Genomic DNA, 14,692 nt, shown 5'->3' with positions numbered 1-14,692 from the left:
TTGGGCCTACCCTAACCGGCAGGGTCGCCGCCGCGTCTGACCAGAGCCATCGCGTCCTCGAGTTCGCGGACGTCGTCGGTGTTCCACGGCTGCGCCCAGCCGGCGACGTCGAGCATCGCCGAGACCACCTGTCCGGTGAATCCCCACACCAGCATTTCGTTGAGCAGGAAAGCCGGGCCGGCGCTGCGACGCGCATTTTCCTTGCGGTACACCATGATTCGGTTCTCAGGGTTGACGAACGCGCGTAGCGGGACACGGGCGACGACCGCCGTCTCGGATTCGTCGACCACTGTCACCGGCCCCGGGTCGGGCGAATACGCCAGTACCGGCACCACGTGGAAACCAGACGGCGGGATGAACATCCGCTCGAGCGTGGTCAGCGGCTGCAGCCGGCCCACGTCGATGCCGGTCTCCTCGTTGGCCTCTCGCAGCGCGGTGTGCACAGGGTCGACATCGCCCGGATCGGCCGCCCCACCTGGGAAGGCGGCCTGTCCGGCGTGATGGCGCAGGGTGGACGCGCGCACCGTCACCAGCAGGTCGGCCTCGGCAAGCCCGCTCCCGGACTCGGGCTCGGGCGGACCTGAGAACAACACCAGCACCGCGGCGTCTCGCCGTTCTCCGGCGACGGCGGCCTTCTTGTTCGCCGCGGTCAGCATCGCCAGCACCTCGGGCGACACGCGCCGGCGATAGGCGCGCTTGATGTCCTTGGCGTTGTCGACCAGCGGTTTGAGCCAGGTTGGGGCTGCCTCGGCGTTGAGCGGGGCGAGTTCACTCCCCTCGCTGGCCCAGCTCACCCCGGCTCTCCTATCTCCGGCCCGACCGCGGCCGCGATCTCGTCGGCATTGGCGAAGGACCGCGGCAGGATTGCGGCCACGCTACCGTCCGAGCGCAGCACAACCGTCGCTGGCATCACGTTGGGGACCTTCAGCGCCGCTGCGATCCGACGTCGGCCGTCCTGCAGCATCGGCAGGTGTACCCCGAGCTCAGCCAGGCGTAACAGCCCTGCGGTCTCGTTCTCGTCCTGGTGCACCGTCAGCACGGTCACCTCGGATCCGACCCGTTTCTGGTACTCGGCCATCGCGGGCAGTTCCTGGGTACATGGCGCACACCAGTAGGCCCACAGGTTCAGTACCACCATCCGTCCCGCCACGGCCTTGGCGACGTCGACGTTCGAACCGTCGCCCGCGCATTCGAGGACGATGCCGCGCAAGGCCTCGGGACCGTCCCCGACGCCGGGAGCAGGGCAGGGTGCCAGGTCAGCGCGGGCCCGCGGCCCCGCCAGGGCCTCGGCGGTGTCGGCATCGCGCCGGTCACGCGGTGCGCCGGGCCCGGTCGAGCCGGGTGCGGACTCGTCACCGAGCTGGGACCACAAGGCCGTCCCGAGGGCGACGACCACGACCAGCACCGCCACGGTCCATCGAGTCGAGGTACGCATCGGAAGCGGGCGGCGCGGTCAGAGGCCGGCCAGCGCCAGTAGGTGGTCGGTTTCGGGGCCTTTCACCAGCGGGGCAGCGATCAGCGGGTCGGTCGGGCCGGTACCGAACGACGGGCAGTCCTTGGCGAGTACGCACACGCCGCAGGCGGGCTTGCGGGCGTGACAGACGCGTCGGCCGTGGAAGATCACCCGATGGCTCAGGTCGGTCCACTCGCTGCGCTCGATGAGCTCGCCGACCGCGTGCTCGACCTTCACCGGGTCCTCTTCTTTCGTCCAGTTCCAGCGCCGGACGAGGCGGCCGAAGTGGGTGTCGACGGTGATGCCGGGAATGCCGAAGGCGTTTCCCAGGATGACGTTGGCCGTTTTGCGGCCGACGCCAGGCAGCGTGACGAGCTCCTCCATCGTCTTGGGTACCTCCCCGTCGAATCGCTCGACGAGTTCGGCGCCCAGCCGCATCAACGAGTTGGCCTTGTTCCGGTAGAAGCCGGTGGACCGGATCAGCTCCTCGAGTTCGGTGCGGTCGGCCTGCGCATAGTCCAGGGCGGTGCGGTACTTCTTGAACAGCGCCGGAGTGGCGAGGTTGACCCCTTTGTCGGTGCTCTGCGCCGACAGAATGGTCGCGACGGTCAGCTCGAGCGGGTTGGTGAAGTCCAGCTCGCAATAGACGTGCGGAAAGGCCTGTGCCAGCGCGCGATTCATTCGCCGGGCGCGGCGGATGAGGCCGAGGCGAGTCTCGCCGTCTCTTTTGCGGGCGCGCTTGGGGACAGTCACAAAGTCAGCGTACTGAGAAGCGCCGACAGGGCCCGACCGAACCGGTGCAGACCGGTGACAATTCGTGATCCCGATGAGACCTTGGCCGTGTTTACTTCACCGTTGTGTCGTGGTTGCTCGTGGCGCTGATCCCGGGGTTGCTGATGATGGCAACGTTCGCGCTGGACCGAGTCGAAGCGACGCTCAGCCACGACACGGTCTCGGCGTCCGACGTCGCGGCGTTTCTGGAACAGGCCGAGGCCGTCGACGTCAACACACTTGCGCGAGACGGCATGAGCCGTGCGATGGATTCCCAGCACCGGCGCCTGAACGGGCAGGGGGCGGTGCCGCACGGTCGAACCGCGGTCGCTGCGCCCAGTGGTTTACCGACGCGGGTGTACGTCCATAGCGCGGTTAATCCTGAGTTTCGGGCGACTCGGCAACCGAATCGTGTGTAGCGTGGGCTGGTCACGAAAAGGCGTACCTCTAGACTGTTCTCGCTAACCAATCAGAGGTCGGCCTGCGCATGTCATATCACCCAACAGCTTAAGAGGGGCAACGTGGACGAGATCCTGGCGAGGGCCGGAATCTTCCAGGGAGTCGAACCCAGCGCCGTTTCAGCGCTGACCAAGCAATTACAGCCCGTCGACTTCCCCCGTGGGCACACCGTGTTCGCAGAAGGCGAGCCCGGCGACAGGCTCTACATCATCGTTTCCGGCAAGGTCAAAATCGGCCGCCGCTCGCCGGACGGCCGCGAGAACCTGCTGACGATCATGGGCCCGTCGGACATGTTCGGCGAACTGTCGATCTTCGACCCCGGCCCCCGGACGTCCAGCGCCACGACCATCACCGACGTGCGCGCCGTATCGATGGACCGCGACGCCCTGCGCGCCTGGATCTCGGACCGCCCCGAGATCGCCGAGCAGCTGCTGCGCGTGCTCGCCCGTCGGCTGCGGCGTACCAACAACAACCTGGCCGACCTGATCTTCACCGACGTGCCGGGCCGAGTGGCCAAGCAGCTGCTGCAGTTGGCTCAGCGCTTCGGCACGCAGGAGGGCGGCGCGCTGCGGGTCACTCACGACCTGACTCAGGAGGAGATCGCTCAGCTCGTCGGCGCCTCGCGCGAGACCGTGAACAAGGCGCTGGCCGACTTCGCCCATCGCGGGTGGATTCGGCTGGAGGGCAAGAGTGTTCTCATCTCCGACAGCGAGCGCCTGGCCCGTCGCGCCCGCTAACCCTTGCGATTTGTGTGCGCTCCGTTGCGGTGAGCGCTCCTAAACGCACACAAATCGCTCAGGAACGTAGGTAATCCACCTGGGCTTGGACGCTCCATTCCGCCGCGTCCCAAAGCTTTTCGTCGACATCGGTGTAGACATATTCGACGATCTGTCGCACGGTGGCGTCGTCGCCGAGGTCTCGAAGCGCTGCGCGCACCTGATCGAGTCGCTCCTCGCGATGCGCCAGATACATGTTGCTGACGGCTTCCAGATCGGGGAGATCCGGACCGTGCCCGGGAAGCACCGTGCGCTGGCCGATGGCGCGCAACCGCTGCAGCGAGTCCAGGTACTGGCGCAGACTGCCGTCCTCCTTGTCGATGACGGTGGTGCCGCGGCCGAGCACGGTGTCGGCGGTCAACACCGCATCGTCGAGCACGAACGAGACCGAATCCGCGGAATGGCCGGGCGTGGCCATCACGGTGATACGCAGACCGGCCGCCTCGATGACCTCGCCGTCGGTCAACGGGCCGCCGAGGCCACGAAGGAACCCGCTGCCCACTGCGCGGACGACCGCGCCGGTGCGGTCGACCAGCTTGTCGATGGCACCCGTGTGGTCCTCATGCTTGTGGCTGATCAGCACCAGCGGGATCTTGCCCAGCCCCGCGATCAGGTCGACGTGCTCGTCATCCTCCTCAGGGCCGGGGTCGACGATCACCATCTCGTCGCTGCCAGGCCCACGCAGCACCCAGGTGTTGGTGCCGTCGAGTGTCAGCAGTCCGGGGTTGTCGCACAGGAGCACCGACGCGGTCTCCGTCACCGGACGGAGCTTCTTGTACGCGGGGTGCTCCAGGGTCACGCGACCTCAACTATCACTTCGACCTCAACCGGCGCATCCAACGGCAACTCCGACACCCCGACCGCCGAGCGGGCATGCGCGCCTGCCTCGCCGAACACCTGACCGAACAGTTCCGACGCGCCGTTGACGACGCCCGGTTGCCCGCTGAAGCCCGGCGAGGAGGCGACGAACCCCACCACCTTGACCATCCGGGTCACCGAATCGATGCCGACCAGCGAGTGGATGGCAGCCAGCGCGTTGAGCGCGCACACCCGTGCCAGCGCCTTGCCGTCCTCCGGGCTGACCTCGGCGCCCACCTTGCCCGTGCGCAGCAGGCTGCCGGCCTCCATGGGCAGCTGCCCGGCGGTGTACACCAGATTGCCCGTACGCACCGCGGGCACGTAGGCGGCCAGCGGCGGCACCACGTTGGGTAGCTCGATGCCCAACTCCGCGAGTTTGGCCGACGCGCTCACTTCGGCCGCTTCAGGTAGGCGACGTGCTGCTCACCGGTCGGCCCGGGCAGGACCGACACCAGCTCCCAGCCGTCCTCGCCCCACTGGTCGAGGATCTGTTTGGTCGCGTGCGTGAGCAGCGGGACGGTGGCGTACTCCCAGCGGGTTGGTTCGCTCATGGGCCGAGCTTAACGGTCCGCGATGCGCACTTGGTTAGGCTGCACGGGTGGGCACCACCTCTGACGACCACAGCGCGGTCGGTTGGCCGTCCCGCCTGACCAAGGCGCGACTGCATTTCGTGACTGGCAAGGGCGGAACCGGTAAGTCGACCATCGCCGCCGCATTGGCGCTTACGCTCGCCGCGGGCGGCCGCAAGGTGTTGTTGGTGGAAGTCGAAGGGCGCCAAGGCATCGCGCAGCTGTTCGACGTGCCGCCGCTGCCCTACGAGGAGGTCAAGATCGCCACCGCAGAAGGTGGCGGCACCGTCAACGCGCTGGCGATCGACACCGAGGCGGCGTTCCTCGAGTACCTGGACATGTTCTACAACCTCGGCCTCGCGGGCCGTGCCATGCGCCGTATCGGGGCGGTCGAATTCGCCACGACCATCGCCCCCGGACTGCGTGACGTGCTCCTGACCGGCAAGATCCGCGAGATCGTGACGCGCGCCGAGAAGGGTAAGCAGCCGGTGTATGACGCCATCGTCGTCGACTCGCCGCCGACCGGACGCATCTCGCGTTTTCTCGACGTCACGAAGGCCGTCTCGCAACTGGCCAAGGGCGGGCCGGTGCACTCGCAGGCCGAGAGCGTCGTCAAGGTGCTGCACTCCGACCTCACCGCGATTCATCTGGTGACCCTGCTGGAGGCGCTGCCGATCCAGGAGACCCTGGAGGCGATCGAAGAACTCAGGGAGTTGGGGCTGCCCATCGGCAGCGTCATCGTGAACCGCAACATCCCCGCCTACCTCGCACCCGACGACCTGACCAAGGCCGCCGAGGGCGTGATCGACGCCGACGCCGTCCGCGCGGGACTGGGCGATGCGGGAATCACGTTGTCCGACAGCGACTTCGCCGGACTGTTGACGGAGACGATCCAACACGCGACCAGGATCAAGGCACGTTCCGAGAGTGCCGAGCAGCTCGACGCTCTCGACGTGGCCCGTCTGGAGCTGCCGCAGATCGCCGACGGTGTGGATCTGGGCAGCCTTTACGAACTCGCCGAAGCACTCGCCCATCAGGGGGTCCGATGAGCACCACACCGCCGGCCCTCGACATGGGCTCGATTCTGGCCGACACCTCCAACCGCGTCGTAGTATGTTGCGGCGCAGGCGGTGTCGGCAAGACCACCACCGCGGCGGCGATGGCGCTGCGCGCAGCCGAGTACGGCCGCACCGTCGTGGTGCTGACCATCGACCCCGCCAAGCGACTGGCTCAGGCGCTGGGCATCAAGGATCTCGGCAACACTCCGCAGCGGGTGCCGCTGGCCCCGGAGGTACCGGGCGAGTTGCACGCGATGATGCTCGATATGCGCCGCACCTTCGACGAGATGGTCATCCAGTACTCGGGACCCGAACGCGCACAAGAGATTCTGGACAACCAGTTCTATCAGACGGTCGCGACGTCGCTGGCGGGAACGCAGGAGTACATGGCGATGGAGAAGCTGGGCCAATTGCTCGGCGAGGACCGCTGGGACCTCGTCGTCGTCGACACGCCTCCGTCCCGCAACGCACTCGACTTCCTCGATGCGCCAAAACGGTTGGGCGGCTTCATGGACAGCCGACTGTGGAAGCTGCTGCTGGGTCCAGGCCGCGGTATCGGGAAGCTCGTGACAGGGGCGATGGGTCTGGCGATCCGCGCGCTGTCGACGGTGCTCGGCTCCCAGATGCTCTCGGACGCAGCCGCGTTCGTCCAGTCGCTCGATGCCACGTTCGGCGGGTTCCGCGAGAAGGCCGACCGCACCTATGAACTGTTGAAGCGGCGCGGCACCCAGTTCGTCGTGGTGTCGGCCCCGGAGCCCGACGCGCTGCGCGAGGCGTCGTTCTTCATCGACCGGCTCTCCGAGGAGCACATGCCGCTGTCGGGGCTGATCCTCAATCGCACCCATCCGATGTTGTGCTCACTGCACGCCGAGAAGGCAGACGAGGCCGCGGAGGAATTGGAAGCCAAGGATCCCGAATCGCTGACCGCGGCGGTGCTACGGATTCACTCCGACCGCGCCGGCCGCTCCAAGCGGGAGATCAGGCTGTTGTCGCGGTTCACCGGCGCCAATCCACATGTGGCGATCGTCGGTGTGCCGTCGTTGCCGTTCGACGTATCGGATCTGGACGCGCTGAGGGCGATCGCCGATCAGATCACCGGCGAACTGACTGCGGCCTGATTAGACGGCACTGCGGTGCTTGCGCTGGGCGGCAAAGAACTCGGCCCAGGAAACCACCTCGGGGTGCTGCTTGAGCAGGGCACGGCGCTGGCGCTCGGTCATGCCGCCCCACACACCGAACTCCACCCGATTGTCGAGGGCGTCGGCGCCACATTCCAGGATCACGGGGCAGTGCCTGCAAATGACCGCGGCTTTGCGCTGCGCAGCTCCGCGGACAAATAGCTCATCAGGATCAGCCTGGCGGCAGCGTGCCTGAGAAACCCAGGCAATACGTGCCTCGGCCTCCGCGCCTTGGACAATGCTGGGGGTCGTCGCAGTCATGCTTGACCTCCGTGCAGCGGGCCTCGAACCGGACACAGCGTTTCCCCTTCGTTCCGGCCGCCCCCCGATGACGGCTTACTCATCCGGTGTAGAACGCGATGTGCGTCCTACGTCACTGTGCGGGGGTCTGGTGTGACCTGCATCGCACTGTCAGGACAACTTAAGTGGTCAGGGCACTTCTGCGCAATACGTACGGACCCTCTTTTTTGGGACGACCGTGCCGTCATTAAGTGAATTCTGAGGCAAATCCTGAAGAAATTGACGCGCGCGCAGGTAGGCGCGGTCGCGGCGCTTAACAAATGGGGCCTGGACTCTGTCAATTTTGCCGCCCGCAACCTCTGGCTACTCTGTACGCATGCCGGAACGCCCACCGACCCCGCCGCTGGCGGTGACGGTGATCAAGCTCGCCTGGTGCTGCGTATTGGCCAGCGTCGTGCTCGCGGCATTCATGTTTCCCGTGGTCGGTGGATTCGGCCTGATCTCCAACCGCGCCTCGGACGTGGTGGCCAACGGATCCGCCCAGCTGGTGGAGGGTGAGGTCCCGCAGGTGTCGACGATGGTCGACGCCAAGGGCAACGTCATCGCCTGGCTGTACACCCAGCGACGTTTCGAGGTACCGAGCGACCAGATCGCCAACACCATGAAGCTGGCGATCGTGTCCATCGAGGACAAGCGGTTCGCCGAACACAACGGCGTGGACGTCCAGGGCACACTGACCGGTCTGTCGGGCTATCTCTCCGGGAACCTCGACACCCGCGGCGGTTCGACCATCGAACAGCAATACGTGAAGAACTACCAGCTGCTGGTGATCGCGCAGACCGATGCGGAGAAGCGCGCCGCCATCGAGACCACGCCGGCCCGCAAGCTGCGCGAGATTCGCATGGCGCTGACGCTGGACAAGACGTTCACCAAGCCGGAGATCCTGACGCGCTACCTGAATCTCGTCTCGTTCGGCAACGGCTCGTTCGGCGTACAGGACGCGGCGCAGACGTACTTCGGGATCAACGCCTCCGAGCTGAACTGGGAGCAGGCGGCACTCCTGGCGGGCATGGTGCAGTCCACCAGCACGCTGAACCCCTACACGAACCCCGAGGGTGCGCTGGCCCGTCGAAACGTGGTGCTGGACACCATGATCCAGAACATTCCCGAGGAAGCCGCAGCACTGCGCGCAGCCAAGGAAAAGCCACTCGGTGTGCTGCCGCAGCCCAAGGAGCTGCCCCGCGGCTGCATCGCGGCGGGCGATCGCGCGTTCTTCTGCGACTACGTGCTCGAGTACCTGGCGCGCGCCGGGATCAGTAAGGAGCAGGTCGCCAGGGGCGGCTACCTGATCAAGACCACCCTCGATCCCGACGTGCAGGGTCCGGTGAAGGCGGCGATCAACGAGATCGCCAGCCCCGATCTCGACGGCGTCGCGAGCGTGATGAGCGTGATCCGGCCGGGCAAGGAGTCCCACCCCGTGCTGGCGATGGCCAGCAACCGCACGTACGGCCTGAACATGGAGGCCGGGGAAACCATGCAGCCCCAGCCCTTCTCGCTGGTCGGCGACGGTGCTGGATCGATCTTCAAGATCTTCACCACCGCCGCCGCGATGGACATGGGCATGGGCATCAACGCGCAACTGGACGCGCCGGCGCGATTCCAGGCCAAGGGCTTGGGCACCGGTGGCGCCAGGGGATGTCCGCCCGCGACGTGGTGTGTGCAGAACGCGGGCAACTACCGCGGCGCCATGAGCGTGACTGATGCGCTGGCCACTTCGCCGAATACGGCCTTCGCCAAGCTCATCTCGCAGGTGGGCGTGCAGCGCACCGTCGACATGGCGGTCAAGCTGGGCCTACGGTCCTACGCGCTGCCCGGTACCGCCCGCGACTATGACCCCGAGAGCAACGAGAGCCTCGCCGACTTCGTCAAACGACAGAACCTCGGCTCGTTCACGCTGGGCCCCATCGAGGTCAACGCGCTCGAGTTGTCGAACGTCGCGGCGACGTTGGCGTCCGGCGGCGTGTGGTGCCCGCCCACCCCCATCGCCGAGGTGATCGACCGCGACGGCAACCCGGTGTCGGTGACCACCGAGACGTGCGAACAGGTCGTGCCGGAGGGCCTGGCCAACACGCTGGCGAACGCGATGAGCAAGGACGACACCGGCGGCGGCACCGCAGCAGGGGCGGCGGGCTCCGTCGGCTGGAACCTGCCGATGTCGGGCAAGACCGGCACGACCGAGGCAAGCCGCTCGGCGGGCTTCCTCGGCTTCACCAACCAATACGCCGCCGCCAACTACATCTATGACGACTCGACCGCGCCGGGTGCGCTGTGCTCCTACCCGCTGCGCCAATGCGGCGGGGACGGCAACCTGTTCGGCGGTAACGAACCCGCCAGGACCTGGTTCAAGGCGATGATGCCGATCGCCAACAACTTCGGGCCGGTTTCGCTGCCGCCGACCGATCCGCGCTATGTCGACGGCGCCCCAGGCTCGCGGGTGCCCAGTGTCGCGGGTCTGACCGAGAGCACCGCGCGGCAGCGGCTGCGTGACGCCGGTTTCCAGGTCGCCAACGAGGCGACACCGGTGAACAGCACCGCACCGTACGGGGCGGTCGTGGGCACGTCGCCGACCGGCCAGACGGTGCCGGGATCGATCATCACGATCCAGATCTCCAACGGCATTCCTCCGCCACCACCTCCTCCGCCGGAGGGTGCGCCACCTGGCGTTCCGCCGCCGGTGGGGTCGACGGTGGTCATGATTCCGGGACTGCCGCCCATCACGGTGCCGGTCCTCGGGCCGCCGCCGCCACCAGCGCCGCCGCCACCGCCACCACCACCGTTCGAGCCACCGCCGCCACCACCGCCGTGATCAGGCTGTGGTGTGGCCCACGCACCGCACGGTGAAGGCGGGCGCATCGACCGGCTGGCAGTAAGCTCTGTGCATGTCCGCCTCTTCGATCCTGAAGAAATCCACGGTCGTCGCCGCCGGTTCGCTGGTCGCAGGGGTCGGCTATGCGTCTCTGATCGAGCGCAATGCGTTCGCCGTGCGTGAAGTGACGATGCCGGTGCTCTCGCCCGGATCGTCACCGTTGCGGGTGCTGCACATCAGCGACATCCACATGCGTCCTCAGCAGCGCCGCAAGCAGGCCTGGCTGCGGGAGCTCGCTCGGCTGGAGCCGGACTTCGTCGTCAACACCGGCGACAACCTCGCGCACCCCAAGGCGGTGCCCGCCGTCGTGCAGGCACTCGGCGACCTGCTTTCGGTGCCAGGCGTGTTCGTGTTCGGCAGCAATGACTACTTCGGACCGCGGGCGAAGAACCCGCTGAATTACGTGACCGCCCCGCACCGTCGTGTGCACGGCGAGCCGCTGCCGTGGCAGGACATGCGCGCGGCGTTCACCGAGCGCGGCTGGCTGGACATGACGCACACCCGCCGCGAGTTCGAGGTGGGTGGCCTGCTGATCGCCGCCGCGGGCGTCGACGACCCGCACCTCAAGCGTGACCGCTATGAGACCATCGCCGGCGCGGCGAACCCCGCGGTCAACCTGAGGCTGGGGCTGACCCACTCTCCCGAGCCGCGGGTGCTCGACCGCTTCGCCGCCGATGGATATCAGCTGATCATGGCGGGTCACACCCACGGCGGCCAGCTGTGCCTGCCGTTCTACGGTGCCGTGGTCACCAACTGCGACCTGGACCGGTCACGGGCCAAGGGTGCCTCGCAGTGGGGCGCCCACACTCAGCTGCACGTATCGGCAGGCATCGGCACATCGCCCTATGCCCCCCTGCGGTTCTGTTGCCGCCCGGAGGCCACGCTGCTGACCCTGATCGCCGCCCCGATCGGGGGCTCGTCCGAAGGGATTAGGGCGGGCCAGTCTCACCCGAGCGTCGCGGTGCGCTAAGCGCCGTGAACGCGGCATCCAGCGCGAGCCGCGGGCAGCCGCGCACGTGGGTGGACAACGCGGTTCGGTTGATCGAGGCGGACGCCCGACGTAGCGCCGATACCCACCTGCTGCGCTATCCGTTGCCTTCCGCCTGGGGCGACAGCGCGCACGTCGAGCTCTATCTCAAGGACGAGACGACCCACATCACCGGCAGCCTCAAGCACCGGTTGGCGCGGTCGTTGTTTCTATACGCACTGTGCAACGGCTGGATCGATGAGAACACCACCGTCATCGAGGCCTCGTCGGGCTCGACGGCAGTCTCGGAGGCGTACTTCGCGGCGCTGCTGGGGCTGCCGTTCATCGCGGTGATGCCGTCGTCGACCAGTGCCAGCAAGATCGCGCTGATCGAATCACAGGGCGGCCGTTGCCATTTCGTCGCCGAGTCGTCGCAGGTGTACGCGGAGGCCGAGCGGCTGGCCGCGGAGACGGGTGGGCACTATCTCGACCAGTTCACCAACGCCGAACGGGCCACCGACTGGCGCGGGAACAACAACATCGCCGAGTCGATCTACGAGCAGATGCGCGACGAGACCCATCCGATTCCGGACTGGATCGTGGTCGGCGCGGGCACCGGTGGCACTAGTGCGACGATCGGCCGGTACATCCGGTACCGCCGCTACCCGACGCGGTTGTGTGTCGTCGATCCGGAGAACTCCGCGTTCTTCCCCGCCTACGCGCAGGGCCGCAGCGATGTCGTGACGGGGATGTCGTCGCGCATCGAGGGCATCGGCCGCCCGCGGGTGGAGCCGTCGTTCCTACCCGATGTGGTGGACCGCATGATCGTGGTGCCGGACTCAGCGTCCGTCGCGGCCGCGCACCACATGAGCAAGGTGCTGGGACGGCGGGTCGGTCCGTCTACCGGTACGAATCTATGGGGAGCCTTCGGTGTGCTTGCCGAAATGGTCGCCAACGGGCGCAGCGGATCGGTGGTCACGCTGCTCGCGGACAGCGGCGACCGCTATGCGGACACCTACTTCTGCGAAGAGTGGCTGACCAGCCAGGGCATGGACCCCTCGGAATGGACCGAAGTGCTGGCCGAATTCGAACGCTCCGGGCGTTGGCCCTGATCGTCACCGGATCGGCCGGATCGTCCCGTCAGAGGGCCCTCGGAGGTCAAAAACAGCCACAGCGCGGCCAGGGCAAAGAATCCCAGATAGATGGAAGCTCCGAGCCCGGTCATTTCTCGCCTCACTTAGTCGGTTTGTACCGTCAGTGTGCATAACGTCTCCGACAAGCCGAATCCATCCCGCGGCGTGTCGTGACTTACACCTCAGGGTCACCACACGGCCTCTCATCCGCGTCACGGCTGCGCCACGGTTGCGTCACTGCTCAAGCGCCCGACCGCGTTTGGTGTCGCACCCCACCGGTGCGATACGCTGTCGTGGCTTCACGCGGGGTGTGGCGCAGCTTGGTAGCGTGCTTCGTTCGGGACGAAGAGGTCGTGGGTTCGAATCCCGCCACCCCGACTCGTGTGTTCGCAGGTAGAGGGCCCTGACCGGTTATCCGGTGCGGGGCCTTCTTCCGTCCCAGTCCGCAATTGGTCCGCAGCGGGTTCCAGAGACTTGGTTCGAGCATCGTCCAGAGCCGCCGAAACCAGCTCTAGATCATCGGGGAACAGGTCGGCATACGTGTCCAAAGTAAGCACCGCCGAAGCGTGTCCCAACATCGTCTGCACCGCCTTGACGTTGGCGCCGGCGCTAATGGCTAGTGACGCCGCGGTATGACGAAGATCGTGCGGCGTTACCACCGGGAAGCTCGCGTCCTCCATGATGAGACGCTTGACCGCTTTCGCGAACACCCGGCGCCGCCAGTTCGACACCCTCAGCACCCCGCCCTCTGGCGCGGCGAAGATCAGGTCATCGGGTTTCTTGCCGATCATCAGTGCAGCGAGTTCGTCAGCAAGGAATGCGGGAAAGGGCACCATCCGTTGCTCATAGGACTTGGGTGACGACCACTCCAGTTGGCCCTCGACCTCCGTCACTGATTCCCGCACGTGGACTCGTCGGCGAAGCATTTTGGCGTCGCTGACCCGTAGCGCTGCCATCTCTCCCCAGCGCAGCCCCGTGTAGGCGAGGAAGCGCACCACCGTCGCATCCGGCCCGACTTCAATCGCGAGTTGCTCCACCTGTCGATGCGTCAGATAGCCGCGCGGCCGCCGCTTACGGCGAGGAAGCTTGATCCCCGCGCATGGATTGCGCGCGATCCGTCGATCCTCGACTGCCATCTCCAGAATTTGGCGCAGGATGCCGACGGCGTTCTCGACGGTGGCCGGGCCCGCACCGGATGATGTCATCGACTGGACCCAGCCCCGCACATCGGTCGCCTGGACATCGGCAACAGCCACCGCTGACCAACGCGGCTCCACGTACACCGGCCAGGTGTACCTTCGCGTCGACGCGGTGGTTTTCTTGAGGTGGCTCTGCGTTCCGAGCCACTTTGCGTAAAGCTCGCCGACGCTGACGCGACCGGCCTTTGGGGCCACGTAGGTTCCAGTGACCTGCGTGGCGACGATTTCGTCAAGCCAGGCTTGAGCATCCAATTTGCGATCGAAGGACCTGGTGTTCTCTTGCCCCTGGTCGTCGACGTAGCGGGCCAGCCAGCGGCGCCCCTTTCCGGCACGTACTGATGGACTGCCGTCTGCACGGCGCCAGCGGTCCTCGACACCACCCCGCCGATTACGCCTCTGCATCGTCCCTGTTCACGCCGCGAGGCTCGTCTACGCCGACGTCCTCGGAATTCGCGCCAACAAACAGGTTGTCGACGGCCGCATTCACGACCCGTTGGAGTACATCGCCGAGCCGTTCATCGACGTCCGCGACTTCGAAATCTGGCTTTTGCCAATGCAAGTCGGCCAGTAACTCTTTTAGTTCGAGGACGACGTGGTCATGAGCGTCTAGTTCCTCAGAACGACCACGGAGTCGGCGGAGTCGATCCATGGCTTCTGGCGCTAGCTCCAGAAGCTCTTGCATCGTTCGGGCGTAGTGGCCGAGCTCAGCGAATGCGAATCGACCCGCCCGCATCCGCTTCTCGGCGAACCCTCGGACCGCGAGAACCGCGCTCAACCGGTCCGGACCTGAAGGCATCAGCAGCTGCTGAAGATCGGTGTTCAGACAGTCGGCAATCGCGGCCGCCTCCCGCAGCTTGACTTCGCGATCACCGCGCTCGATTCGTGTAACGGCCGAGGGGTCGAGTCGAACACCTTGGCCTTCCAAAGCCTCTGCGAGTTGCCTCTGACTCCAACCCCTTTGTCCGCGCGCTATGCGCATGTTCCGCCCAAACGTCTGGCTGAAGTCTTCGTCAGCGCCCGGAGGAGGATCATCATGCACAAATCACACTGTATTGCTTGACCCACACCAAAGAAAGTGCGATCGTTGGCGGTGTTGATTCAGCAT

General features: G+C 66.4%; 15 protein-coding genes, 1 tRNA gene and 1 pseudogene. 8 read left to right on the top strand and 9 right to left on the bottom strand.

Annotated features, from left to right (window positions below; all coding sequences use genetic code 11):
- Positions 1-11 precede the first annotated feature (11 nt).
- Genes G6N43_RS05295 through nth form a run of 3 tightly spaced genes read right to left on the bottom strand, consistent with a single transcriptional unit; the run spans position 12 to position 2,206 of the window.
- Positions 12-794, bottom strand: coding sequence for an NUDIX hydrolase (locus G6N43_RS05295; protein WP_083155298.1), 783 nt, complete (start codon positions 792-794; stop codon positions 12-14).
- Positions 791-1,435 (bottom strand): TlpA family protein disulfide reductase, encoded by a 645-nt coding sequence (locus G6N43_RS05290; RefSeq protein ID WP_083155302.1) that lies wholly within the window; start codon positions 1,433-1,435, stop codon positions 791-793. Before G6N43_RS05290 ends, G6N43_RS05295 begins: the two co-directional genes overlap by 4 nt.
- An 18-nt stretch (positions 1,436-1,453) precedes the next feature.
- Positions 1,454-2,206: an endonuclease III gene (gene nth, locus G6N43_RS05285; protein WP_083155307.1), complete on the bottom strand. Its 753-nt coding sequence runs from the start codon at positions 2,204-2,206 to the stop codon at positions 1,454-1,456.
- Between the two features lie 104 nt (positions 2,207-2,310).
- Here nth and G6N43_RS05280 point away from each other — a divergent pair, with 104 nt between their 5' ends.
- Positions 2,311-2,643: a hypothetical protein gene (locus G6N43_RS05280; protein ID WP_083155311.1), complete on the top strand. Its 333-nt coding sequence runs from the start codon at positions 2,311-2,313 to the stop codon at positions 2,641-2,643.
- 102 nt (positions 2,644-2,745) lie between these two features.
- Positions 2,746-3,420, top strand: coding sequence for a cAMP-activated global transcriptional regulator CRP (gene crp, locus G6N43_RS05275; RefSeq protein ID WP_163658018.1), 675 nt, complete (start codon positions 2,746-2,748; stop codon positions 3,418-3,420).
- 58 nt (positions 3,421-3,478) lie between these two features.
- On the opposite strand, the gene G6N43_RS05270 is transcribed toward crp, so the two are convergent.
- Genes G6N43_RS05270 through G6N43_RS05260 form a run of 3 tightly spaced genes read right to left on the bottom strand, consistent with a single transcriptional unit; the run spans position 3,479 to position 4,868 of the window.
- The gene (locus tag G6N43_RS05270) at positions 3,479-4,258 is read right to left on the bottom strand and encodes an MBL fold metallo-hydrolase (protein WP_083155319.1); all 780 of its coding nucleotides are present in this window, start codon (positions 4,256-4,258) and stop codon (positions 3,479-3,481) included.
- Positions 4,255-4,710: a RidA family protein gene (locus G6N43_RS05265; RefSeq protein WP_083155323.1), complete on the bottom strand. Its 456-nt coding sequence runs from the start codon at positions 4,708-4,710 to the stop codon at positions 4,255-4,257. The genes G6N43_RS05270 and G6N43_RS05265 overlap by 4 nt, the downstream gene beginning before the upstream one ends.
- A complete protein-coding gene (locus tag G6N43_RS05260) occupies positions 4,707-4,868 on the bottom strand; it encodes a Sp36 family protein (RefSeq protein ID WP_014817956.1) in 162 nt (53 codons plus the stop codon). The genes G6N43_RS05265 and G6N43_RS05260 overlap by 4 nt, the downstream gene beginning before the upstream one ends.
- A 47-nt stretch (positions 4,869-4,915) precedes the next feature.
- Between G6N43_RS05260 and G6N43_RS05255 the strand changes: the two genes are divergently transcribed.
- Positions 4,916-5,935: an ATPase BagA gene (locus G6N43_RS05255; RefSeq protein ID WP_083155327.1), complete on the top strand. Its 1,020-nt coding sequence runs from the start codon at positions 4,916-4,918 to the stop codon at positions 5,933-5,935.
- Positions 5,932-7,062 (top strand): ATPase BagB, encoded by a 1,131-nt coding sequence (locus G6N43_RS05250; RefSeq protein ID WP_083155331.1) that lies wholly within the window; start codon positions 5,932-5,934, stop codon positions 7,060-7,062. The genes G6N43_RS05255 and G6N43_RS05250 overlap by 4 nt, the downstream gene beginning before the upstream one ends.
- Here G6N43_RS05250 and G6N43_RS05245 read toward each other — a convergent pair whose 3' ends face one another.
- Positions 7,063-7,419, bottom strand: coding sequence for a WhiB family transcriptional regulator (locus tag G6N43_RS05245; RefSeq protein WP_083155338.1), 357 nt, complete (start codon positions 7,417-7,419; stop codon positions 7,063-7,065).
- 319 nt (positions 7,420-7,738) lie between these two features.
- Here G6N43_RS05245 and ponA2 point away from each other — a divergent pair, with 319 nt between their 5' ends.
- The 4 genes from ponA2 (at position 7,739) to G6N43_RS05220 (ending at position 12,766) form a co-directional block, all read left to right on the top strand.
- Positions 7,739-10,228 (top strand): transglycosylase/D,D-transpeptidase PonA2, encoded by a 2,490-nt coding sequence (ponA2, locus tag G6N43_RS05240; RefSeq protein WP_083155341.1) that lies wholly within the window; start codon positions 7,739-7,741, stop codon positions 10,226-10,228.
- Positions 10,229-10,301: 73 nt separating this feature from the next.
- Positions 10,302-11,258, top strand: a complete 957-nt coding sequence (locus G6N43_RS05235; RefSeq protein ID WP_083155344.1) for a metallophosphoesterase — start codon at positions 10,302-10,304, stop codon at positions 11,256-11,258.
- A 5-nt stretch (positions 11,259-11,263) separates the two neighbouring features.
- Positions 11,264-12,367, top strand: coding sequence for an L-cysteine desulfhydrase Cds1 (gene cds1, locus G6N43_RS05230; protein WP_083155348.1), 1,104 nt, complete (start codon positions 11,264-11,266; stop codon positions 12,365-12,367).
- Positions 12,368-12,692: 325 nt separating this feature from the next.
- Positions 12,693-12,766, top strand: a tRNA-Pro gene (locus tag G6N43_RS05220).
- Between the two features lie 209 nt (positions 12,767-12,975).
- On the opposite strand, the pseudogene G6N43_RS30635 reads toward G6N43_RS05220, so the two are convergent.
- Both G6N43_RS30635 and G6N43_RS05210 read right to left on the bottom strand, forming a co-directional pair.
- Positions 12,976-13,524, bottom strand: a pseudogene (locus G6N43_RS30635) (tyrosine-type recombinase/integrase); the annotation flags it as partial.
- A gap of 451 nt (positions 13,525-13,975) precedes the next feature.
- Entirely contained in the window at positions 13,976-14,626 is a 651-nt protein-coding gene (locus G6N43_RS05210) for a helix-turn-helix domain-containing protein (protein WP_083155353.1), read from the bottom strand.
- Between the last annotated feature and the right edge of the window lie 66 nt (positions 14,627-14,692).

Origin of the sequence: Mycolicibacterium moriokaense (assembly GCF_010726085.1) — a bacterium.
GTDB lineage: Bacteria > Actinomycetota > Actinomycetes > Mycobacteriales > Mycobacteriaceae > Mycobacterium > Mycobacterium moriokaense.
This window is presented reverse-complemented; position numbering and strand designations above follow the sequence as displayed.

Coding starts and splice junctions, on each gene's coding strand:
- G6N43_RS05260 (WP_014817956.1), bottom strand. CDS start 4,868: ATGAGCGAACCAACCCGCTGGGAGTACGCCACCGTCCCGCTGCTCACG.
- G6N43_RS05250 (WP_083155331.1), top strand. CDS start 5,932: ATGAGCACCACACCGCCGGCCCTCGACATGGGCTCGATTCTGGCCGAC.
- G6N43_RS05235 (WP_083155344.1), top strand. CDS start 10,302: ATGTCCGCCTCTTCGATCCTGAAGAAATCCACGGTCGTCGCCGCCGGT.
- G6N43_RS05290 (WP_083155302.1), bottom strand. CDS start 1,435: ATGCGTACCTCGACTCGATGGACCGTGGCGGTGCTGGTCGTGGTCGTC.
- ponA2 (WP_083155341.1), top strand. CDS start 7,739: ATGCCGGAACGCCCACCGACCCCGCCGCTGGCGGTGACGGTGATCAAG.